This window comes from Latilactobacillus curvatus JCM 1096 = DSM 20019 (genome assembly GCF_004101845.1).
GTDB classification, from domain to species: Bacteria; Bacillota; Bacilli; order Lactobacillales; family Lactobacillaceae; genus Latilactobacillus; species Latilactobacillus curvatus.
Genome location: NZ_CP026116.1, coordinates 1421814 through 1444735, shown reverse-complemented (window position 1 = coordinate 1444735; position 22922 = coordinate 1421814). Strand labels below are relative to the sequence as shown.

The following is a 22922-nucleotide window of genomic DNA, read 5'->3' as shown; positions in this document are numbered from 1 at the left end:
CTTGTTCATAATTTTTTCAAATTTACATTCTATGATAGAGATAATCAATAAACAGAATTTATTAGAAAGTTTGGGTGAATTAGTATGAATCAGAATTCAGGATTAATGAAAACGGCTGTTGTTGCCGTTATCGCAGCACTAATCGGTGGTGGCGTTGCTGGTTATGCCGGTTCAAAGATGGGAAGTAACACTGTCTCAAGCACTGCCCAAGTACCAACTAAAGCAGGTGCCACTAAAATTAGTAATATCAAAGTCAACTCATCTTCACAAACAACAACTGCCTTTAATAAGGTCAACAAAGCGGTTGTGTCAGTTGTTAACTTGCAAAAACAACAAGATAATTCAGGCGATTTGAGTGCGCTCTTTGGCGCGGATAGTACCAATAAAAAAAGTAGTAGTAGTGAGCTTGAAGAATCGAGTGAAGGCTCAGGTTTAATCTACGAAAAGAAAGATGGTAAAGCCTACATTGTCACGAACAATCACGTTGTTTCTGGCTCAGATAAGTTGGAAGTCATCCTTAGTGATGGCACAAAAATTGATGCTAGCTTAGTCGGAACGGATGCCGTTTCTGATTTAGCCGTTTTAAAGATTGATAGTGCCAAAGTGACGAAGACCGCAACGTTTGGTGATTCTGACAGCATTAAACCTGGTGAATCAGTGCTCGCGATTGGTTCGCCTTTAGGCTCAGAATATGCTACTTCTGTTACCCAAGGGATTATTTCAGCAAAGAAACGGACGATTGATGTGACGGATGAAACAACCGGTCAAGCGACTGGCCAAGCAACCGTTATTCAAACTGATACAGCGATTAACCCTGGGAATTCAGGTGGTCCGCTAGTTAACCTTGCAGGACAAGTCATCGGGATCAATTCAATGAAGTTAGCTTCTAACGGGAGCACAACGGTTGAAGGGATGGGCTTTGCCATTCCAAGTAACGAAGTGGTCAAAATTATTAACCAATTGGTTGCAAATGGGAAAGTTGTTCGACCAGCGCTTGGGATTAGCGTCATCGATTTGACGAATGTTTCATCAACGCAACAATCATCAGTCTTGAAATTACCAACCTCTGTGAAGAGTGGGGTAGTTGTTGCATCAGTCAATGCCAACTCAGTTGCTAAGAAGGCAGGGATTAGTAAATACGACGTCATTGTTGGTTTAGGTGGCAAGGATGTCACAAGTGTTGCTGATTTACACACGACACTTTACAGTTACGATATGAATAGTACGGTTGAAATTCAGTATTATCATAATGGTGAATTGAAGAAATCAACAGTGAAGTTGACTGAAGCAGCATCAACAGATAGTACAACGGCAGCAAAATAAATTAAAGCCGCCAGCATCAATTAGATGTTGACGGCTTTTTTATTTTGGTTAAATTCAGACTAAAGTGGCAGGAATGTTAAGTTTTAAAAATGTCAATGTGGATAGTAACCTGGGAAGAAATCCGAGCGTCTGTGGATAAGTCTGTGGATTGTGGGTATAACACGGTTAAAAGGTCTTTTTAGTTATCCACAAAAAAATTAACAGGCGGTGGATAACTTTTTTAAAATTATTATAACACCAGAATAACGCTGATATAAAAGGATTTGTAACCGGATAATTTGAGAACGAACAATCAAAAAAGGGTGGATAACTTTTTTATTAAATTTAACGAAAAAATTTAGGTGTCGGTTATTTAGTATCAAGAAAAATTCGAGATACCATATTTGGGACGAACACTTGTGCATATGTGGACAACTTTTGTGGATAAGCAGTACTTTCCGGTGAATTACTGTGAATAGCTTTTTTTCTGCATTGTTTTCCCCTAAAATGTAAGTAACAGTAGGAGGCTATTTATGAACATTAAAGTAATCACAGTTGGTAAATTAAAGGAAAAGTATTTAAAAGCGGGGATCGTGGAATATGCGAAACGGCTCAGTAAGTTCTGTAAGTTCGAAATGATTGAAGTCGCGGATGAAAAAGCGCCCGAATCATTAAGTGACGCTGAAATGACTAACGTCAAAGACAAAGAAGGCGAACGAATTCTCAACAAGATTAAAGATAAGGAACATGTGATTGTCCTGGCGATTCAAGGCAAACAACGTGCCTCAGAAGAATTCGCAAAGGAAATTCAAGATTTGGCGACCTATGGTAAATCAGATATCACATTTGTCATCGGCGGGTCACTCGGGACTAGCGATGCGGTTAACAAACGCGCCAATGATGCACTTTCATTTGGCAAGCTCACACTACCCCACCAATTGATGCGCTTAGTATTGACAGAACAGATTTACCGGGCGTTTATGATTAATCAAGGAAGTCCGTATCACAAATAGAGATAGGCATAAAAGGCCTCATTGTTGAATGAGGCTTTTTTATATGCAACAAGAGAGAGCAGCTTGCAACAAAACAAATAGTCATCGAATTAAGCGAGATCTTCTGCTATCTTTAGGTTTGTAGAGGAGGCGAGTTAATGAAAATTATATTTAATTGGGATTCAAAGTGTGCACAAGATACGATTGTCGTTCACAGTCAACCACAGAATCAAGCAACGGTTGAATCTGCTTTTAAGAAGCTAACCTTTGATCAATCGATTCAGGTGCGAGATGCGCGAACAGATCGATTACAAAACAGATCATTAACGGCAATTGAAAGTTTTACGGCCTTTGGACATTTGGCGAAGGTGGCGACAATCGATGGCAATAGCTATTACTACCCTAGTAATTTAAAACAATTAGCCCCGTTTTCGCAGAACGGTTTTCTGAGAATTAATAACACAACGATTTTAAATCTGCAGCAAGTTGCCAATTTTGCGGTGGGTTCAAATGCGCGATTGGTGGTCTATACGTAATCTGGAAGACAGTATATTGTTAGTCGGTATTATGCCAAGCAAATAAAGGAGTGGTTAAAATGATGAAGCAAATCCGCAAAGACTTTAATCAAGTGGCATTAATGGCGATTATGTGGCTCACTGTTGTCACAACGCTAACACGGGGCGAAGCGCTGGCTGCTTGGCGATTAGTTAGCCTAGGCGTGTTGATTGGCGTTGTGTTTGGCGTCATTTATTCATACTTATGGCGCTATTCGACGTTCGGTGCGCCGTGGAATGTTTTGATTAGTACTATTAGTAATATTGGGTTTCAAATACTCGCTTTGAGGCTCTATTCGACAACGTTATTTGATGTTGTTTCACCGTATTTATTAGGGACGTCGTTATTAACATTCGTAATGCACGTGATTATTTTTTATTACTACACGCGCTATCAAAATAAGCGCTTAGTGAACGAATTGAATCAAAATAGAAAATAAACTTGTTGTCCACTTTGCAGGTTGTTTATACTAGAGGAACTAGGACTATTTGTTAAGTAGAAATGAGGGGAATCAGATGACGAAGAGACAACGGAAACGACTTTGGCTAGCAAGCGGTGTGATTTTACTAGGATTAGTGATTCTTCTAATTGGATGGCAACACCAGACCGCCGTTTTTGCTTTCTTGGATCAATGGCAAAATTACCGCCAATATGTGCTTGAGATTCGTCATCTGGGGCCGTATGCTTTCTTGGTGTTTGGTCTGTTAATGATTGGGGTCACCTTAATTCCGGGTGCGCCAACATCAGCGGTGGCATTGATTATTGGCGCGTGTTTGGGTCATTGGGGTGGTTTCGTGGTCAATGCGATTGGCTTGACGATCGGGAACTTGTTGCAAGTCCAATTATTTGCCCGTGTCAGAAATCATCGCAGTAAAAAGCCGGATTCGCGTGTTTACCGCGCATTAATTAAGATGCAACATCCAGCGCTTGGTGTATTAATTGGCTATGCAGTGCCGATGATTCCTACGGCCTTTGTCAACTTGGCGGCTGGAGACACCCACCTCACCCCCCGAGCACAGGGCCTGGCGTGTTTTGGGGGTTCAACGATTGTCGCGTTTATCTACGCCTTTGCGGGCGATTTGCTTATTTTGAAGCAAGATTGGAAGAGTTTATTGATTCTCTTGATAGTCGCTGTTGTGATTGGTTTAACGGAATATGGTATCCGGATGCGGCGGAGTGATAAAGCTCGCCAAAAAGTCGAACAGTTTGACGCATTAAATTAAAGTTAGAAGACGTCCTGAGGAGGGCGTCTTTTTTATTTGTGTGAAAATGTATATGATAAGGTATGATATTAAAAGTGATTGAGATACTGAAGTAAGCTCGTTAAACGAAATAACTTATACTATAATAAATATAAAAGAAAAATACATGGGGCACGCAATCGTGAGTAAGAAAAATACACTTTTGGTAACATTAGCATTATTATTATCCAACACAATGGCGGGACTCGATGGGACAATTATCAACACGGCTTTGCCCGCTATTATCAGTGATTTACACGGGATTCAATATATGGGCTGGATTGTGGCGGTTTTCCTTTTGGGGATGGCGGTTGCGACCCCCTTATGGAGTAAATTAGGCGAACGGATTGGAAATCGTGGGGCTTACCAGCTGGCGACATTATTATTTGCGGTTGGTTCGATTTTTCAGGCGGTTTCGGGGAATATCGTCTTCTTTCTGATTGCACGAACGGTGATGGGCATCGGTGCTGGCGGGATGAATACTTTACCATTCATTATCTATGCCGACTTATACAAAAATTTACGCAAACGCGCGCAGGTGATTGGTTATGCGACTGCGAGTTATAGTGCGGCTTCAATTGTAGGACCCCTAATTGGTGGCTGGATTGTCGATACGTTTAGTTGGCATTGGGTCTTTTATATCAATGTACCAATTGCCCTAGTATCAATTGTTTGTGTTCGTTATTTCTTTAAAGAAACGCTTAAATCACATCAAACCGGAAACGTCGATTATTTAGGTGCTGGGATTATGATTACCAGTTTGGTGACTTTATTGACGGGGATTCAAATGATTGGGACGGGTTCGCTAGCACTCGTTTTAGGATTGGTATTTGCTGGTTTAGCTTTATTAGTTGTCTTGTTTAGAGTTGAAGACCGGGCAGTTGATCCGATTGTGCCGAACCGCTTATTTAAAAATCCGCAATTGGTGACCGACTTTATTTTATTTGTTGTTTTATGGGGCGCATTTATCGCGTTTAATATCTATATTCCAATGTGGGCGCAAGGTTTACTTGGATTAAGTGCGCTACTCGGTGGAATGACGCAGATTCCAGGTGCGGTGACCAACTTAATTGGCTCATTGGCGGGTCCTGCAATTCAGCCTAAATTGGGTAAACACCGCGTTGTGACATTGGGAACAGTTGCGTTTTTAATTGCGTTTAGCGGTATGTTGATGATGGGCGACCAAGCATCGTTTTGGTTCTTACTGTTGATGGGGGCCTTTGAAGGTTTCGGGCTCGGGATGAGTTTTAACGTCCTACAAATCAGTGTTCAAGAAGATGCCGAAGAACGTGATGTTCCCATTGCGACGTCGTTTGCCTATCTCTTGCGAATTCTCAGTCAAACATTCATGTCATCGATTTACGGTGTGATTTTAAACCATGCCTTAACACGCGGCATTGCCGAATCGCACGGTCAAATTACGATGGCGATGATGAATAAGTTAAGCAATCTCCAACGCGTTCACGAATTACCAGCGCACTTATTACCAGCGATGCGCGCGATTATGTACCAAGGCTTGCATAACATCATGCTGATTGCGACAGTCCTATTGGTGATTGTGCTCGCGTTTAATATCTGGTTACAGATGAAGGCGAAAAAAGAAAATTAAAAAAAGTGTTGAAGGTCGTGAGTAAGTTGGCCCTCAACACTTTTTTTAATAATAATATTTTAAATCACTCGCCGGGCTTGGGTAGTTATAGATGGTATCGGTGAGTTCCGTTGCGGTTGTCTGATGTTTAATCAGGTTGGTAAAGTAATTAATGAGTTCTTCAGCAATTGTGGTGTAAGCCGCAGCACCGACGAGTTGGTTAGTTTGATTGTCAAAAATGGTGATGACCATTGCGTCGGATTCTTGAATACGATTGAAGGTATACCAATTTGTGACGGTTTGTTGATTAATGCGATATTGACTAGGAGCAGCTTGTGCAGTTGCAACAGAAACGCCTACTTGTGATATTTGTGGGCTTGCATATACCGTATGTGGAATGAGTGGGTAAGTAATGGGTGCTGTCTTTTTAGCGAGTAGTTGATTGGCGACATAGCGGCCTTCAAAACCAGCAACTGGTGTTAATTTGGGTTGGACACGATCTACGACGTCACCAATGGCAAAGACGCGGGGATTACTACTCATTAAATGGTCATTGACTTGAATGCCATGCTGGTTCGCTGTTACCCCAGCTTTTTCCAATGCCAGTTGGTCGATATTGGGTTTACGGCCCATTGCGGCAAAAGCGGCGTCGACTGTCAGTTTGAAATTAGCTTGATTACTGAGAGTTAGCTGATTGCTAGTTTGCGTAATTGTTGTGACGTCAGTGTCAAAATGAAAGTGAATGCCTTTTTCCTGAAGACTGGTGACGAGTTTATGTGTTAAAACTTCAGGGAAGTCGCGTAAAATACGCTCGTTATGTTGAATAATATGGACTTCTGCACCAGCAGTAACTGCAATATTTGCCAGTTCAATGGCGATATACCCGCCACCAATAAAGGCAACCTTTTCTGGTAAACGATCGAGGTCTAAAAATTCATTACTGGTTTGTAGTAAATCGTGACCCTCGATTGTAGGGAGCGTTGGTGTTTGACCGGTCGCAATGATGAAATGGTTGGCAGTGTAAGTGCCACCATTAATCTGCAAGGTTTGAGCATCACTGAAGTGGGCGGTGCCCGTGACGGTTTGGATGCCGGCATGTTGTAGACCGTTGAGGGTACCAGTCGGGATTTGTTGCGTATAAGATTGCTTAAAGGCCATCAGTTCAGACCAGTTAATAGCGCTAGTTCCGACTAAGCCATTTATTTGGAGTGCTTGTTGATTGTCGAGTGCTTCGACAGCTGAATAAAGCATTTTTTTAGGATCACAGCCACGGTTGGGGCAAGTGCCGCCCCATAAATCATTTTCAACGACTAAGACGGACTGTTGTTCAGCGAGACTGTAAGCCGCCGCTAAGCCGCCAGGACCGCCACCAATAATGATTGTATCAAAATGTGTTTGCATATTAAGACCTCCTCAGATTTCAATTCGGGTTCATCTTAGCATAGTCACAAAGCGAATCAAAAAAATTGGATTGGGCGTTTAAGCACGTCAATTGGTGGGCTGATTGCTAAGTGGTACAATAAGGTAACAAATCGTTAACCGGCAAAAGGAGTAGCACATGATTGAATTTGAAGGTGTCACTAAGCAATATGAACAAAGCTTAGCATTAGATGGCTTGACGTTAACCATTCCAGACAATGGTCTATTTGTTTTGGTTGGACCGAGTGGTAGCGGAAAGACAACAACGGTTAAAATGATTAATCGGTTAATTGAACCCACGAGTGGCACAATTAAGATTGACGGCCAACCCATCAATCAAATGGATCTCCAAACGTTACGGCTCAATATTGGTTACGTTCTACAAAACATTGCGTTGTTTCCACATCTCACAATTGAGGAAAATATTACCATTCAATTAGAGGTATTGAAATGGACCAAAGCTGATCGTCAAAAACGGGCACGCGAACTTTTGGAAATGGTCCATTTAGATCCGGATCAGTATGCTAGCCGTTATCCAAGTGAATTATCAGGGGGACAGCAGCAGCGGATTGGGATTATTCGTGCGTTAGCAACTAGTCCTAAGGTGATTTTGATGGATGAACCCTTTAGTGCACTTGATCCGGTGACCCGTACACAATTACAAGATCTCGTTTTGAGTTTACAAAAGCAGCTGCATAATACAATTGTATTTGTGACCCACGATATGAAAGAAGCGTTGCGCTTGGGCGATGAAATTGCGGTAATGCGCCAAGGCAGTATTCAGCAAGTCGGGACAGCAAAAGCGATTTTTAATCAACCAAAAAATGAATTTGTTCGCGAATTTTTTGACATTGAACGCCAACAAGCATCGTTGACAGTTCAAGATTTATTGGCGGCCGATTTAGGAACTGTTGTTAATAATCAGCCGCAAACGATTACGTCCAGTGCAACATTAGCTGAATTAGCGCAACAATTAGTAGACCATCCAGATGGGGGCGTAGTTGCCACTGATGGTCAAGAACAACGGCAATTGACGATGACCGATTTAACAATGCTCATTGCGAAACGGGGGCTATAACGATGATGCAACAGATTGAACAAATTTTAACGACCCAATCCGGTGAGTTGCTACAAGCACTTGGGCAACATTTGGAGATTTCGTTATTGGCGTTATTAATTGCGGCGGCTATCGGGATTCCGTTGGCGATTGTTTTAACAGCTCATCAGAAATTAGCTGAAGCAATGCTGCAAGTCACAAGTGTCTTACAGACAATTCCGTCTTTGGCGCTCTTAGGATTATTGATCCCGCTTGTCGGAATTGGGACGATTCCGGCTGTGATTACGTTAGTACTTTATGCCTTAATGCCGATTTTTCAAAATACATACACTGGTTTGATCGGAATTGATCCAGCATTAAAAGAGGCAGAAATAGCCTTCGGGTTGCCGCGCGCTAAACGGCTACTACGGATTGAACTGCCACTTGCGATGCCGTTGATTATCTCGGGTTTGCGGATTGCACTCGTGATGATTATCGGGACAGCTACCTTGGCGGCCTTGATTGGTGCGGGCGGCCTCGGGACGTTTATTCTTGTTGGGATTCAGTCAAATAATAACGCACTATTACTGGTTGGAGCGACACTTTCAGCGGTTTTAGCGTTAGTGGTCAGTGCATTAATTCGCTGGTTAGGGACATTATCCTTTAAAAAAATCACAGTCAGTTTAGCCATTTTTGTTGGCCTTTTCGGCGTGATCGAAGGAATGACACGGTTTCAAGCGCCGCAGACCACCATCACGATTGCTGGGAAATTGGGTAGTGAACCCGAAATCTTGATGAATATGTATCGTGATCTAATTTTAGAAGACCAGTCTAACTACAAAGTAACGATTAAACCCAATTTCGGTGGGACCACATTCTTATTTAACGCCTTGAAGGCTGATAAGATTGATATTTATCCTGAATTCACAGGAACGGTTTTACAAACGTTGGTGAAGTCGCCAACTAAGACAAACCAGAATCCAACTAAAACGTATCAACTTGCAAAAAAATCGCTACAAGAACAGTTCAATATGACGTACTTACTGCCAATGCGCTATCAAAACGGTTATGACTTGGCGGTTACTGCGGCCTTTGCCAAGAAATATAATGTCAAAACAATTTCGGATTTAGCCGCTTTGAATCAACCATTTACGGCCGGTTTTGATCCTGATTTTTATCACCAAAAAGATGGGTATCAAGGGTTAAAGGACACCTATCAATTAAATTTAAATGCTAAAATTATGGAGCCAAGTATTCGCTATAAAGCGATTGCGGACGGCAAGGTCGATGTGGTCGATGGTTATACAACCGATGCGGAAGTCGCACGGTACAAACTAGTTGTTTTAGAAGATGATCGTCACTTCTTCCCGCCTTATCAAGGGGCACCGATTATGAAAGCCGGCTTTGCCAAAGCGCATCCGGAAGTCGTCAAAGCATTGAATCGCTTGGCAGGTCAGATTACTGAAAGCCAAATGCAAGAGATGAACTACCAAGTACAGGTCAAACACCGCAAAGCACGCGATGTGGCCCACGATTACTTGGTTAAACAGAAATTAATCAGGCACTAACGAACAATGCTTGACCTTCACGTCACGTCAGGCCTTATAGTGGGTTTTGAAGGAGGGAAGGCAAATGGATTATCAGATTAAAACTTTCGCTGAATTGACCGGGGTTTCTGAGCGTACGCTACGTTATTATCACGAGCGCGGTTTACTGGTGCCAACGGTTGCTAGTAATGGTTATCGAATGTATTCGAGCCAGGATGCAGATCGACTGCAGTTAATCTTAATGTACCGTCAACTACAGTTTAGTCTGGCTGAGATTCAGCAGCTGTTGGCGTTACCACCGGCCGAGCGTCTGGAACGCTTAGCAAATCAGCGGGAACAACTGGTTAAACAACAAGCTACGCTAACGGCAACGTTAGCACAGCTAGATGCGACCCTTCAAAATCAAACCGGAGGAATTCAAATGACAGATCAAACTAAATTCAAACAGTTTAAACAACAGGCAGTGGCTGAAAATGAGCAACGCTACGGGCAAGAAGTGACGACTAACTATGGGAAACAAGCCAAGCAAGAAGCCGATCAGCACTTTTTAGGGCTAAGTGAGGCCCAATATGCAACGATGCAGGCGGCTGAAGACCGATTGAAGACGGCATTACAAACTTACTTGGACCAGCCGCAATTGCCATCAGAAGCGGCGCAAACAGCCTTTGAAGCCCATCAAACGTGGTTACAAACAGCGACTCCCCGGTATAGTCTAGCAATGCACCGCGGTTTAGCAGCCATGTATGTAGCAGATGAACGATTTACAGCATACTACACTAAGTTAATTGGAGATCAACGCGCAGCGGAGGCTTTACAAACGATTATTGAATATTATGCAATTGAAGCCTAAAAAAGGACTGACATTTGTCAGTCCTTTTTGATTATTTAGCGGGAATTTTCCGTAATACCCGTGCTGGATTACCAACTAAAATTACGTTACCCGGATAGGATTTGGTCACGACACTGCCGGCACCAACGACAACGTTATTGCCGAGCGTGATTCCTGGCAGAATTGTGACATTTGCACCGAGCCAGACGTGATTGCCGATAGTAATGGGACTAGAAATTTCTTTTTTTGTCGCACGTTCTAAGGGGTCAATTGGGTGGTAAGGGGTTAAGAGTGATACTCCTGGGCCAAATTTACAGTAGTCACCAATGGTGACTGGTGCTTCGTCACAAATAACGACGTTACGATTGGCGTAAAAATGATCGCCAATCGTAATGTTTTCACCGAAGCTAAATTCAAAACCGGTTTCGATGAAAAAATCGCTACCGGTATGACCGAGTAATTTTTGGATAGTGGCCATCCGTGCATCGTTATCTAAGATTTGGCTGGCCTTTTGTAAGGCAAGGCGGGTTGCATCCCGTTTTTGAATAGTGACCGCTGAATCAAAGTACCATTCCCCATTGGTCATCGCCCTAAAAGCGTCGTCAGTTTCGTGCATATTATAAGTCGCCTCCGTTAATTGTACTCTCTAACGATAGAACAATTTATCCTGGAGTGCAAATCGGGTTAGTGATTGCAGTTCGGAACTATCTATGGGATGCTAATCATAGATAATTTTTGGAGGGCAATACGATGGATACCAAGCAAAAGCTAGCAGATACCTTAAAAGAATTGATGAAAACAACTCCGGTCGATCACATTACGGTCAATCAATTGACGAGCAGTGCTGACGTTGCGCGCAATACGTTTTATTACCATTTCGCCGATATTAATGAGTTGGTTGCTTGGATTTATAATCGTGAAATTGTTACGCAACTGGCAGTGTATCAACGTGAACGGGATTGGGGCGTCGGTCTAGATGTCTTGGTAACTTATATTGAAAATAATCGGCATTTCTGTTTAAATACGTTTCATTCACTTAATCGAGATTTACTAAGTCGCTTTTTGTATCGAGTCGCTTTTAGCATGGTTGCAGGGGTTGTTCAAGATTTAAAGGTGGATTGTCCAGCGACTTTCCGAGATGAAATTGCCAATTTTTATGGTTGGGCATTGGCGACACAGATTACGCAATGGCTTGTAACAAATCTACAAGAATCTAAAGAGGAATTTTATCAGCGCATGCATCGCATGTTAAATGGTACTGTGAACCATGTTTTACAAAATAATCATTAGATTTGGACATTTATCCTGAATTGACCATACAGAAACCGCCAGCTTGCAGTTAAAGTAAGAATGTAATTAGCAATTATTTCTTTGGAGGTGACTGATATGTTTTTATTTCAAAATATTTCAGGAATGGATTGGCTAGTTTGGGGACTAGTGGTTATTGCATTAATGGTTTTAAATGAAGCAGCTCGGGCTAACAAATGGATTGGATTAATTCTCTTTGTTGGGTTGCCAGTCGTTTTAACGCTCTTTGTTTGGCCAACGACGGCTGGTCCTGGTAGCAGTACCGGGACTTGGTTCCACTGGGTTAAAGTGTACTCAGCATTAGCAGGTTGTTTAGGGTTTATGGCGCTGCGCTTTATCCCTAAGTTACAACACAACAAGTGGGCATTGATTTTCCCACCCGCAATTTTAGCGTTTAATATTATGGAAGCTGTGATTCGTGATTTTCAAGTTTCACACCTACATGGCTTAGTCGACGGTGTGATCATGAATGGTGGCGCGTGGAATATCATGAACGGGATTGCCGGAATTATTAACATCATCACAATCTCAGGCTGGTTCGGCATTATTATCAGTCATGACAAACAAAAAGACATGATCTGGCCCGATCAAATCTGGCCTTGGATTATCGCCTATGATGTTTGGAACTTCGCCTATGTTTACAATTGTGTTGGTGATCACTCATTCTATGCGGGCGCTGCATTATTAATTTCATGTACATTAGCAGCATTCCTGGTTAAAAAAGGGAGCTGGCTCCAAGCACGTGCGCAAACATTGGCTTTTTGGATGATGTTTACAATGAGTTATCCCGCTTTTGTAACGGATTCACAATTTTCAGTGCAAGGTACGCACAGTAGTGCTGCTTTGATGACAATCAGTGGTTTAGCACTGGTCATTAATGTGGCAGTCTTAATTCTCCACATTTATCGTGTCATGAAGTATAAACGCAACATCCTAACTGACGAAGTCTATGCTGGTACAAAGGCCTATGACCAAGTCGTGGCAGAAAACACGTCGGAAGGTAAATAAAACGAGGCTCAATGAAGGCGCAGTTCAATTTGAACTGCGCCTTTTTTTGCATTTTATAGTATGATAGATCCTATAAAGGTGGGATCAACATGACAACTTTTTATTTTGTACGGCATGGTGAAACGATGGTTAATCGAGCACAGTGTTTCAATGGTGGTGGGACGAATTCAACATTAACTGAGGCGGGGCAAGCGGCTGCTAAACGACTAGGTAGTTTATTAGCGGACCAGTCTTTTGATGCGTTACTGACGTCACCATTAACACGTGCCGTTGAAACAATGGATGCGATAGTGTCGCAGACTAATCAATCACAACCGGCAATCATGGTCGTGGATGATTTAAAAGAAATGGCACTTGGTGATTGGGAAGGCCAACCTGGTGCTAGTTTGACGAACCATCCACAATATGAAAATTACTTCCATCATCCAGAGTTGTTTGATGCCAAACAGATTCACGCGGAGTCCTACCAGGCGGTCTTAGAACGTGGGATGCTCGCGATTAAGACTGCTCAAACGACGTATCCTGATGGTGATGTATTAGTTGTTGCGCATGGGATTATTTTATTGTTTGTTATCAACACACTACTAGGGATTCCGTTTGAGGAAATTCGATCACAAAAAATGGTTGCTAATGCAAGTCTATCCGTACTAAAAAGTAAAGGCACGCAGTTTGAAAAGGTTGTGTGGAACAAAACGGTTTAGGAAGGATTTCTGGATGACAATAATTATGATTCTTTTGATCGTTGCGTTGGGCGCTTTTACCAGAACGGTTTTTGGGTTTGGCGAGGCATTAGTAACGATGCCATTATTGGCCCTAATAGCGATTGATTTAAAAGCGGCAACGGCTTTGATTGGCGCGCTGGGACTAATTGTGTCGATTCCGGCAGTGATTCGCCACCGCCAACAGATTGATATAGCGGTTGTCAGGCGACTAGTGATTGGTTCATTATTGGGTGTGCCAGTCGGGATAGCGCTGATGACGTATGTGCCAACGACGATTGTGTTGAGAACGTTAGCTGGTTTTTTAATCCTTTATGGCAGCTATAATCGCTATCAGTTACACCGACATCACGTGCAGCAGCAACATTTACAGTCACATCATTGGGATTATTTAGCTGGGATAATATCAGGCGTGATGGGCAGTGCCTACAATAGTCATGGTGTGCCGGTGGTGATTTATGGGACATTAAAAAAATGGCCAGTAGCATCATTAAGGGGCATTCTACAGGCCCATTTTATTTGTGTTGGGACAATCGTTGTAATCAGTCATATTCTAGCGGGCTTTTGGACCATCCAAGTATTGCAACTATTGGGACTTAGCTTACCATTATTGTTAGTTGTGATTCCGCTGGGAAATTGGGTGAGCACTCGAATTGATAGTCGAACGATGGTGCGGTATATTTATGACTTATTAATCGTTTTTGGTTGTTTGTTGCTGTATAAAACGTTGTAAAAGGTCATTAATAGGTGGTTGGTTTATTAAATGATGTAAAGCTTATGGACAGCGCCGCAGATAGTATACTAAAATGATAGTGTATAAAGTTTAAATACTAAGGGGCGGAAATTAATGAGTAAAGTATTAGTTGTTAAAGCGCATCCACTTGCTACAGAACAGTCACGGACGTTAACGATTTTGGCGCAGTTCATGCAAGTTTATCAAAAACAAAATCCAGCTGATGAAATCAGTTGGTTGGACTTGTACCAATCTGACTTACCAGAAATTGATCAAGAACTAATGACGGCATGGGCGGCGTTAAAAGAAGGGCAAGCTATGGCCACCTTAAGCGCTAGTCAGCAAGAGAAGGTCGCTTGGTTTAATCGCTATACCGACCAGTTCTTAGCAACCGATAAGTTTGTGATTGTTAATCCGCTTTGGAATTTAAATGTACCGACGAAACTTAAAGCGTGGATTGACACAGTGATGGTGGCTGGAAAAACATTTAGACATACTGAAACAGCTCCGCAGCCCTTAGTAACTGGAAAAAAAGCAGTTCATATTCAGTCAGCCGGAAGCGTTTATGCTGGCCAAGATTTTGCAACACAATACATTAAAACAATCCTTGGCTTTGCCGGTGTTAACGAAGTCATTAAAATTAATATTGAAGGAATTGATCATTCGCCAGAAAAAGCTAACGTGATCATGCAGGAAGCTATTGAAACAGCTAAACAAACGGCACAAGTTTTTTAGAGGCGATATAGTGGAGGGATAACCATGGATTTTGAATTACCGATATATCCAGAAAATCAGGCGGCAATGAAGAAATACATGCAGAGTCAATTTGAATTTAACGGTGTTAAAGCACCGGACCGCCATTTAATTGAACGCGAATTGTGGCAGTCTGTGAAACAATTGTCACCAGCAGAAATAATGCAGTTCATTGAGACTTTATATGCTCAACCAACGCGTGAGTATCAATATGTTGCCATCGAGATGGCATTGCGTTCAGTACGTTGGTGGGAACCGGCTGATATGGAACATTTATTAACGTTGGTGTTGGAAAAAGTTTGGTGGGACAGCATCGATGCTTGGCGAAAAGTATTTGGAGAGTACATCAGACTGCATCCTGAACAGTTTGATTGGGTTGCACAGCATTTTATAGGTGCTGAGAATTTCTGGCTGCGCCGGATTGCGATTACGCTACAACTCAGTTTTTACGAAAAAACGAATGTGGCGTTTTTGGAAGAAGCCATTCTGGCAGATATTGACACAGATGAGTTCTTTATCCAAAAAGCAATTGGCTGGGCTTTACGTAACTATAGTAAGGAAAATCCTGAGTGGGTGATGACGTTTGTTGAAGAACACGAACTAACAATCTTCGCCCAACGTGAAGCCTTAAAGAAAATCAAACAAAACAAAATGTTTCACAGGAAACATACAAAAAGCAGCACCCATGATAACTAATCAAGGGTACTGCTTTTTAATAACTTAATTTAAGAGGGTAACAGCTAATAACAAGTATTAATGGTACTAGGATAAGCTAATTTATTATTTATCTAAACCCGCCAGAACTTTAGCCGGAATTTGATTCTTGGACACAGTATTAGGCCCTTTTAAGACGCGTTTTGAATTAAATTCAACTTTGACATAGCTGTTGGGAGTGAGTGGCGTTGGATTTTCGCCAGTAACTTCGACAGGGACCACTTGGTGGCTACCATCTTCTTTCACCACATTTAGTTGGTAGTGATAGCTATACATATTAGTCACTGTTTTACCTGAATCATCTTTGGTGGCTTCTTTAGCTGGAGATTGAGCAGCAACTTTGGCGTAGCCTACTTCGCCGACATACGTATTTTTGTATTAACGGTAGCCAGCAAATCCGACGATGATGAGGGCGATTATCGCAATAATGCTAATTGTTTTTTTTCATTGAATGAGAACTCCTTATTCCGAATTGATAAAGTTATCATACGATGTTAAGCGTAAAAAAGCGACGATTTTAAGATCAGATGACAAAAGTGTTAGCCGAGTTAAGGCCATTGTCACCTAATGTTTAAATTGGCGGTATTGTGCTTCTAAAATAGCGCTATCTAAGATGTGACCGCGCATTGCCGCTGTCATTTGATTTAGGTAAAAGCCAGGCTGTAAATCGAGCGTGGTATCAAGTGCAAATACTTTAAGTGTATAAGTGTGATCGCGGTTAGGGGGTGTCATCCCGCCGTAGCAAGCACTTGCTTCTGTTGATAAATGGTCTGTTTTGGGACTGTGCCAAGTATTAACACCTTGGATGAAATCGGGCGCTTGTTGGCTAGCATTAGCCACGACAGTGGTCGTTTTTAAATTGGCAAGTGTCCAGTGAATCCAAGGAAACCCTTGCGTCACTTCGTAGGCATCTAGATCGTAGAAAACGGCAGCATAACTGACTGTATCGCTAGGTGCGTCTTGAATGTTAAACGGAATGGAATAAGTTGGCACACCTTCCGCGTTAAATTGAGTGCCATGACCGCCGTAGAGGTCGTCGAAGTAGCCGTGATGAATGCCAGAACTGATAATTTGCATGTTGAATCTCTTTTCTATTTTAGATTTTAGTCCAGTCGTCAATTGAGCGACCATTTGTGTCGCATAGTTCGAGCCAACTATTGGTGCCACCAAAGTACAAGAAGAGGCCGATTTCATTCACGCTCTTGAAAATAATGTCTTCAGTCGTTTGATTGTCTTGAATTTGCGCTGCATGTTCGTTGCGCAAGTGAGTGCCCATTTTAGCAGCAAAGCCAAACGAGCCATCCTTATTAAGTGGCGCGGTTGGCCACAATTGTGCCCCCGCTTTCAATAACATCTCTTTGCGCTTTTGCCAGATGGCTGTTCCTTGTGCTTCGCGCGTAGCAACAGTGAATTCGATTTGGCTGACGGCTTTTGTCCATCGATGACGTGTTTTAGCCGGTTTTGCTTTGACTGGTGCGCTTTTGGTCAGGGGATAACCAAAGCGGCTGAGGACCAAGATGATGGCTTCAACGGCTGGAGCTAAGGTTGTTCGGAAATTTTGAGAGACGTTGGACGGAAGCGAGGTGCTCGTTATCGGTGGTTGATTTTGTTCGGCTAATAGCTGCCCTACGTAGCCAATTTGTTCAGTCCACTCAGGATCCATGGTAATCCAGATACCCGTGTCAACTTGATCAGTCGAGGCTGTTTCAAGTGGGGAGAGTTGTTCAATTTGTTGCAGTTGTTGCTGCGCAAAACCGAGGAATAAAGCGGGGTGTGCGAATGCGGTTGTATTAGCCGGTGTTTGTTCAATTAAAAGCTGAGTAACGGGTTGTTCGATTAAATCGACGATCGTTTGGGTAGCCGTTAATGTTGCATTAATTTCCAAGGTCATAGGAAGCCTCCTGACAGTCTTTGATGCTTCTAATTAAACACTAAATCGCTGGTTTTGTCAGCCAGTAAGAATTGATTGAAGGAATGCTTGAAACTGAGATTCAATTAACCGGAATTAACGAATCTTTGTTATGATAGAAGGTAGGAATTTTAACGGGTGGGAGAAATGGCATGCAAGCACAAGCGGTACTAAAAGAAAAATTTGGTTATGATCACTTTAGAGAAGGTCAAGCAGATGTGATCGAATCATTGTTGGCAGGCACTAATGTCTTGGCGATTATGCCAACTGGTGGCGGGAAGTCATTGTGTTATCAAATACCAGCATTGATGCTACCCGGTTTAACGTTGGTGGTATCACCGTTGATTTCTTTGATGAAGGATCAAGTCGATGCGCTTAATGAAAATGGGATTCCAGCCACGTTTATCAATAGTACGCTAACGCAGGGGGAAGTCCAAGAACGCTTTAACCAAGCTGTGCGTGGTGAAGTGAAATTACTATATGTTTCGCCGGAACGCTTGGATTCGGATTACTTTTTAGCTGATTTAGCTGAATTAACGATTGATTTGATTGCGGTCGATGAAGCGCATTGTATTTCGCAATGGGGCCACGATTTTCGGCCAAGTTATCTACGCCTGACGGATACGATTCAGAGTATGCGCCAACGACCAACGATTGTGGCTTTAACCGCTACGGCAACCTCGCAAGTGGCAGCTGATATCATGCAACGGTTGAACATTCAGCACGAAGTTAAGACGGGGTTTTCACGGCAGAATCTTGCGTTTCAAGTAGTTAAAAATCAAAATAGTGATCGCTACTTAATCGATTATTTAAAGGTCAACAAACAAAAATCCGGGATTATTTACGCCAGCACACGGAAAGAAGTTGAACGGCTCACGAAGCTGATTGAAAAGGCTAAGTTAGATGTGACAATGTATCATGGCGGATTAAACGAAGCGGTGCGTCGTCAGAATCAAGAGGATTTTCTCTATGATCGCAAACCGATAATGGTCGCGACTAATGCGTTTGGCATGGGCATTGATAAAAGTAATGTGCGCTTTGTCGTGCATGCCCAGATTCCTGGGAGTTTAGAGGCTTACTATCAAGAAGCTGGCCGGGCCGGGCGTGATGGCTTGCCGAGTGAAGCGATTCTATTATTTAAAGTGAATGATGTGCAGATTCAGCATTTCTTTATCGATCAGTCGGAAATGGACGAAGCGCATAAGCAACAAGAATATGCCAAGTTGCAAGAAATGACGCAGTACGCCAATACGCAGCAATGTTTGCAACAGTACATCGTCAATTATTTTGATGATGATTGTGAAGCGTGCGGCCGGTGCAGTAACTGTCTGGATACGCGTGAAGAACAAGACATCACGATTGATGTACAAAAAGTCTTATCGTGCGTTAAACGGATGGATGAACGGTTTGGCAAAGTGTTGGTGGCGCAAGTATTGACGGGCTCGAAGAATCAAAAAATCATGCAATTCCGCTTTGATGAACTCCCAACGTATGGTCTAATGCGTGGTGATTCGCAAAAAGAAATCAGTGGTTTGATCGATTACTTAGTCGCTTCAGGATATTTGCAAGCTTCTGGCGGTCAATACCCAGTGCTGCAAATCACGGCGGCGGGAGTTGCAGTCTTAAAAGGCCAAGCGAAAGTGACGCGCAAGATGGCGGTCAAAGTGCAAAAAACGTTGCCTGAAGATAATGAATTATTTGAACAACTACGTGAGTTACGCCGCGATTTAGCGGAAGAACAAGGTGTGCCTCCGTTTGTGATTTTCTCGGATAAGACCCTATATTCAATGTGTGAAATCATGCCAACTTCCTTGACTGAAATGCTAGATGTCAAAGGGGTCGGCGAAAATAAACTAGAAAAATACGGCGAACAATTCTTGGATATATTAATGGCAGAATAGAGTGCTGAGCATTGACTGGATTTACCAAATTGGCGATGTAATCGCTGATTTGGTAAATTTGGTTAAGTGCAGAAATATGCTGGCGAGAACACGTTTCAACAAAAAAGCGTCAACGGATTCTAATATCCGTTGGCGCTTTTTTAGTATCTAGTATGGTGCATCTGCTGGATTACCATATTCAAAGTGTTGGTTTGACTTTGGATTGGGTTTCGCATCAGGTAGTAAACACGTATAACGTGTACCATCAGGACCTTCAGCTAGGAAGATGCGAGTAAAATCATTTTCAGTTTCGATCAGCTTGCAGTTTTCGTGGGTTAACCCATAAACATCAGTTACTTGCGTAATAATCATCTCTTTTTCTTAATTTGAAAGGAGTAGAGTAACCGTACATTCTACCACCGACTTAATAATAAGTATAGACTTTTATTGATAAAATTTCAAATTAATCCCCTTATTTGGTTTGAGTTTCAAGCTGGTGGAGGGTTTGTTTCAATTCAAGTCCGCCACGATACCCCCCAATTTGCCCGTCTTTACGGTAGACGCGATGGCAAGGAATAATCATCAATAGTGGATTGCGACCAATGGCAGAAGCCACTGCGCGAATTGCGGTGGGGTGCCCGACTTGAGCCGCCAAAGCGCTGTAAGTTGTGGTTTGACCATATGGCACAGCTTGCAGGGCGGTCCAAACACTTCTTTGAAAAGGTGTGCCGCCGATAATATCAATTGGCAGTGACCACGTGGTTTGGTCACCATCGAGATAAGCTGTTAATGATTCACTATAAGGAGCGATTGCGGCTTGATTTGCAACTAATTTCGTTTGGGGAAGAAAAGTGGTTAATTCACTGATAGTGCCATCGGGTGAACCAACAAAACAGATACCTTTGGGGGTTGCTGCAATAATAAATGATTGGCCAGCATGGCTAAAAGAACCATAGAAGATTGTTAGCATTTAGAAGCCCTCCTTTTGATTGCCCTCAGTATAGCATGCCCGTTAAAAAACGACCAAGCCGTAAACAGGCTCAGTCGTTTTTTACTTAGTTAAGCAACTGGTTGAAAGGTTTTATTTTGAAGATGATACTGAACATCACAACTTGCTGCGACTTCTTTTTCATGGGTGACAAGAATCACACATTTTTGTTGTTGATGGGCTAATTCTTGGAAGAGATGAATGATCTCCTGCGTATTTTGTTCATCTAAGTTACCGGTTGGTTCGTCGGCAACAACGATGGGGGCTGAACAGCACATGGCGCGAACGATGGCGACGCGTTGTTGCTGGCCACCTGATAGTTTTTGTACGTTCTTATGGGCGAGTTCGGGATTGATGCCAACCTTGCTGAGCATTTCGAGTGCGAAATCGGCGGCACTTTCATGCGTCGAATGAGTAATGGCCATCGCAGTCAAGACGTTGTCGAGTGCCGACATGTAGGGGAGTAAGTTGTAGGCTTGGAACACGATGGACACATAGCGATTGCGGTATTGGGTTAAGCCGATTTTTTGGATATCGGTACCTTCGTATAAAATACTCCCGCGGCGCGGTTTATCTAACCCTGAAAGCATGGTGAGTAAGGTCGTTTTTCCAGCACCACTGCTACCGATGATGCCGTAAAGTTTGCCGGCTTCAAAATCGAGATTAACATCTTTGTAAAGTGTATTTTCTTCAGTATCGTACCAGTAACTGATGTTTTTAGCTGTTAACATAGTGGACCTCCTATAATTATCCAATGAGAATTTTGCGTGGCTCGAGTCGTAAAATATTGAGTGATGCGAGTAAGACGGCAAATGCGATGATGGTGAAGCCGAATGCGCCAAGTTGCATTAAGGTGACGGCACTAATCTTCAGATCAAGGTCGCTTGCTTTGACGGCTTTTTTAGCAGATTGGCCAGGTTGTTGCATTTGACCACTTGGCCGATTGCCACCAGTTTGGCCACTAGGGGCTTGACCGCCACCAGGGCCGCCGTTACCGCCAGGTTGCATGTTATTTGTTTGTGAGCTGGTTGTCGTTTCGGTTGTGACGGAACGCATAACTTGTTTGCTAAGCGCTTGACCAGCGAATCGTCCGCCAATGCCGGCTAAAGCTAAACTGACAATCAGCAGCATGAACATTTCAACTAATAATTGGCCCACGATTTTGACGCGCTTTTCACCTAATGAGAGTAAAACGCCCATTTCATAACGCCGTTCGCGAACCATTAAGATAATAATTAATGCGAGGATAACAGTGCCAGCGATAGCGACTAACCAAACAATCTTATTAGCAAAACTGGCCATTTTCTGCATGGATTGTTTGAGTGATTGGTAAGTACTGTCATCAGCTGTTACCGTGAATTTCTTCGTATTGATAATCTTCTTCGCTGCTTTTACAAAACTATTTTTCTTAGTTGGGTCACTAAGCGTGAATGTGGCACTATCCACTTTGCCAGTTTGACCTTTAATTTGGTTAGCTAATGTGTATGCCGTATAGATGACGTTTGCGGGGTCTGTTTGTTGTGGACCCATGCCACCGCTACTTTGACTAGTCTTATAGATCCCGACTACTTTTAGCGTATAGGCTTTTTTGCCTGTCGTGCTGGCTTTGACTTTAATGGTGTCGCCGACCTTGAGGCTGTTTTCTTTAGCCAATTCAGATTCGATGACGACATTACTGGTGTTTTTGTCGCTACTATTTAAAGCGCGACCTTTCGTGATTTTACTTGTATTATCTTTAAAGTCGCTGAGGGTTGCGGTATTGAGCACTCCGGTGATTTGTAAGTCACCTGTTGAAGTGGATGACTCAGCGTTGCCGCCAGAGCCGCCGCCCATCATGCCACCACTATTATTTGAACTACTTGATGTCGTAATGGCTTCAATGGACGAGGCGTTCGCAGAAGTCGTGACGCTGACGTTATAATTTGCCAGCCCGGATAATTTCGAAATAGCCGTTACGTCTTTTAATTTGACGGAGGGCATGGTTAATTTAGGGCGCGTTGCTGTAGTACTTGGGGCATCACTGCTAGCCGAGGCGCGCATTTTCTTAAACGCTTGATCGCGATTTGCAGAAAGGGTGACGCTAGCGCCCACCTGTTGTTTGGTATTGTTGACGGTTGTAATGGCTGCATTTCTAATCAATAGACCAGCCATGATAAAAATCATGATGACGGTCATCACAATTATTAATAAGAAGCTACGCCCTTTTTTAAAGATGACGTTTTGCCAAGCACGCTTGATAAAATTCATAAGTATTTCCTCCTTAAAACTGAATAAATATTAGTTTAGGCGGGAAATATGAATAAATTGTGTTTGAAATGAAGTTTTTTTTAAGGCGTATTTGTGAAGATTAACCTTATAGGGCCAACTTTCTAGCTCCTAAATATGGTAAATTATAGGGTAT

24 protein-coding genes and 1 pseudogene are annotated in these 22922 nt (G+C 42.7%); 16 read left to right on the top strand and 9 right to left on the bottom strand.

The features are described from left to right. Positions 1-84 precede the first annotated feature (84 nt). The 6 genes from LCU_RS07535 to LCU_RS07510 all read left to right on the top strand — a co-directional run bounded on the left by LCU_RS07535 (position 85) and on the right by LCU_RS07510 (position 5699). Positions 85-1323: a S1C family serine protease gene (locus LCU_RS07535; protein ID WP_039099541.1), complete on the top strand. Its 1239-nt coding sequence runs from the start codon at positions 85-87 to the stop codon at positions 1321-1323. Positions 1324-1835: 512 nt separating this feature from the next. Then, entirely contained in the window at positions 1836-2315 is a 480-nt protein-coding gene (gene rlmH / locus LCU_RS07530; RefSeq protein WP_054644094.1) for a 23S rRNA (pseudouridine(1915)-N(3))-methyltransferase RlmH, read from the top strand. Between the two features lie 137 nt (positions 2316-2452). Beyond that, positions 2453-2830 (top strand): hypothetical protein, encoded by a 378-nt coding sequence (locus LCU_RS07525; RefSeq protein WP_081038311.1) that lies wholly within the window; start codon positions 2453-2455, stop codon positions 2828-2830. Positions 2831-2889: 59 nt separating this feature from the next. Beyond that, the gene (locus tag LCU_RS07520; protein ID WP_004270117.1) at positions 2890-3288 is read left to right on the top strand and encodes a hypothetical protein; all 399 of its coding nucleotides are present in this window, start codon (positions 2890-2892) and stop codon (positions 3286-3288) included. A gap of 76 nt (positions 3289-3364) precedes the next feature. Further along, positions 3365-4072 carry a TVP38/TMEM64 family protein gene (locus LCU_RS07515; protein WP_054644096.1) on the top strand — a complete coding sequence of 236 codons (708 nt, stop codon included), beginning with the start codon at positions 3365-3367 and terminating at the stop codon, positions 4070-4072. Between the two features lie 145 nt (positions 4073-4217). Then, positions 4218-5699: an MFS transporter gene (locus LCU_RS07510; protein WP_198929469.1), complete on the top strand. Its 1482-nt coding sequence runs from the start codon at positions 4218-4220 to the stop codon at positions 5697-5699. Positions 5700-5744: 45 nt separating this feature from the next. On the opposite strand, the gene LCU_RS07505 is transcribed toward LCU_RS07510, so the two are convergent. Beyond that, entirely contained in the window at positions 5745-7079 is a 1335-nt protein-coding gene (locus LCU_RS07505) for a dihydrolipoyl dehydrogenase family protein (RefSeq protein WP_056966156.1), read from the bottom strand. A 157-nt stretch (positions 7080-7236) separates the two neighbouring features. Here LCU_RS07505 and LCU_RS07500 point away from each other — a divergent pair, with 157 nt between their 5' ends. The 3 genes from LCU_RS07500 to LCU_RS07490 all read left to right on the top strand — a co-directional run bounded on the left by LCU_RS07500 (position 7237) and on the right by LCU_RS07490 (position 10530). Next, entirely contained in the window at positions 7237-8175 is a 939-nt protein-coding gene (locus tag LCU_RS07500) for an ABC transporter ATP-binding protein (RefSeq protein WP_056966158.1), read from the top strand. 2 nt (positions 8176-8177) lie between these two features. Then, complete coding sequence (locus tag LCU_RS07495) at positions 8178-9701, top strand: ABC transporter permease/substrate-binding protein (protein ID WP_056966160.1); 1524 nt, start codon at positions 8178-8180, stop codon at positions 9699-9701. A gap of 64 nt (positions 9702-9765) precedes the next feature. Next, positions 9766-10530 (top strand): MerR family transcriptional regulator, encoded by a 765-nt coding sequence (locus LCU_RS07490; protein ID WP_056966162.1) that lies wholly within the window; start codon positions 9766-9768, stop codon positions 10528-10530. A gap of 31 nt (positions 10531-10561) precedes the next feature. Here LCU_RS07490 and LCU_RS07485 read toward each other — a convergent pair whose 3' ends face one another. Next, positions 10562-11125 (bottom strand): sugar O-acetyltransferase, encoded by a 564-nt coding sequence (locus LCU_RS07485; RefSeq protein ID WP_056966165.1) that lies wholly within the window; start codon positions 11123-11125, stop codon positions 10562-10564. Between the two features lie 134 nt (positions 11126-11259). Between LCU_RS07485 and LCU_RS07480 the strand changes: the two genes are divergently transcribed. The 6 genes from LCU_RS07480 to LCU_RS07455 all read left to right on the top strand — a co-directional run bounded on the left by LCU_RS07480 (position 11260) and on the right by LCU_RS07455 (position 15726). Then, positions 11260-11799, top strand: a complete 540-nt coding sequence (locus LCU_RS07480) for a TetR/AcrR family transcriptional regulator (RefSeq protein ID WP_054644101.1) — start codon at positions 11260-11262, stop codon at positions 11797-11799. Positions 11800-11895: 96 nt separating this feature from the next. Further along, positions 11896-12825 carry a DUF5692 family protein gene (locus LCU_RS07475; RefSeq protein WP_056966167.1) on the top strand — a complete coding sequence of 310 codons (930 nt, stop codon included), beginning with the start codon at positions 11896-11898 and terminating at the stop codon, positions 12823-12825. A gap of 89 nt (positions 12826-12914) precedes the next feature. Continuing rightward, positions 12915-13526 carry a histidine phosphatase family protein gene (locus LCU_RS07470; RefSeq protein WP_056966169.1) on the top strand — a complete coding sequence of 204 codons (612 nt, stop codon included), beginning with the start codon at positions 12915-12917 and terminating at the stop codon, positions 13524-13526. Positions 13527-13539: 13 nt separating this feature from the next. Continuing rightward, positions 13540-14277, top strand: coding sequence for a sulfite exporter TauE/SafE family protein (locus LCU_RS07465; RefSeq protein ID WP_056966171.1), 738 nt, complete (start codon positions 13540-13542; stop codon positions 14275-14277). A gap of 114 nt (positions 14278-14391) precedes the next feature. Then, positions 14392-15012: an NAD(P)H-dependent oxidoreductase gene (locus LCU_RS07460; protein ID WP_056966173.1), complete on the top strand. Its 621-nt coding sequence runs from the start codon at positions 14392-14394 to the stop codon at positions 15010-15012. Positions 15013-15036: 24 nt separating this feature from the next. Beyond that, a complete protein-coding gene (locus tag LCU_RS07455) occupies positions 15037-15726 on the top strand; it encodes a DNA alkylation repair protein (protein ID WP_056966174.1) in 690 nt (229 codons plus the stop codon). An 84-nt stretch (positions 15727-15810) separates the two neighbouring features. On the opposite strand, the pseudogene LCU_RS07450 reads toward LCU_RS07455, so the two are convergent. The 3 genes and pseudogenes from LCU_RS07450 to LCU_RS07440 form a co-directional block, all read right to left on the bottom strand. Continuing rightward, positions 15811-16101: pseudogene (locus LCU_RS07450) on the bottom strand (DUF1093 domain-containing protein); the annotation flags it as partial. A 207-nt stretch (positions 16102-16308) separates the two neighbouring features. Continuing rightward, the gene (locus LCU_RS07445; RefSeq protein WP_056966176.1) at positions 16309-16821 is read right to left on the bottom strand and encodes a YbhB/YbcL family Raf kinase inhibitor-like protein; all 513 of its coding nucleotides are present in this window, start codon (positions 16819-16821) and stop codon (positions 16309-16311) included. A 19-nt stretch (positions 16822-16840) separates the two neighbouring features. Then, positions 16841-17635 (bottom strand): hypothetical protein, encoded by a 795-nt coding sequence (locus LCU_RS07440; RefSeq protein WP_054644102.1) that lies wholly within the window; start codon positions 17633-17635, stop codon positions 16841-16843. Between the two features lie 170 nt (positions 17636-17805). Here LCU_RS07440 and recQ point away from each other — a divergent pair, with 170 nt between their 5' ends. After that, entirely contained in the window at positions 17806-19554 is a 1749-nt protein-coding gene (gene recQ, locus LCU_RS07435; protein WP_128486132.1) for a DNA helicase RecQ, read from the top strand. 147 nt (positions 19555-19701) lie between these two features. Here the strand turns inward: recQ and LCU_RS07430 are convergent, their stop codons facing one another. From LCU_RS07430 to LCU_RS07415, 4 genes are all read right to left on the bottom strand, one after another. Next, the gene (locus tag LCU_RS07430; RefSeq protein ID WP_004270112.1) at positions 19702-19905 is read right to left on the bottom strand and encodes a hypothetical protein; all 204 of its coding nucleotides are present in this window, start codon (positions 19903-19905) and stop codon (positions 19702-19704) included. A gap of 100 nt (positions 19906-20005) precedes the next feature. Further along, the gene (locus LCU_RS07425) at positions 20006-20503 is read right to left on the bottom strand and encodes a methylated-DNA--[protein]-cysteine S-methyltransferase (protein WP_054644103.1); all 498 of its coding nucleotides are present in this window, start codon (positions 20501-20503) and stop codon (positions 20006-20008) included. Between the two features lie 89 nt (positions 20504-20592). Further along, complete coding sequence (locus LCU_RS07420) at positions 20593-21252, bottom strand: ABC transporter ATP-binding protein (RefSeq protein WP_056966899.1); 660 nt, start codon at positions 21250-21252, stop codon at positions 20593-20595. Positions 21253-21268: 16 nt separating this feature from the next. Next, the gene (locus tag LCU_RS07415; RefSeq protein WP_056966898.1) at positions 21269-22768 is read right to left on the bottom strand and encodes an ABC transporter permease; all 1500 of its coding nucleotides are present in this window, start codon (positions 22766-22768) and stop codon (positions 21269-21271) included. Between the last annotated feature and the right edge of the window lie 154 nt (positions 22769-22922).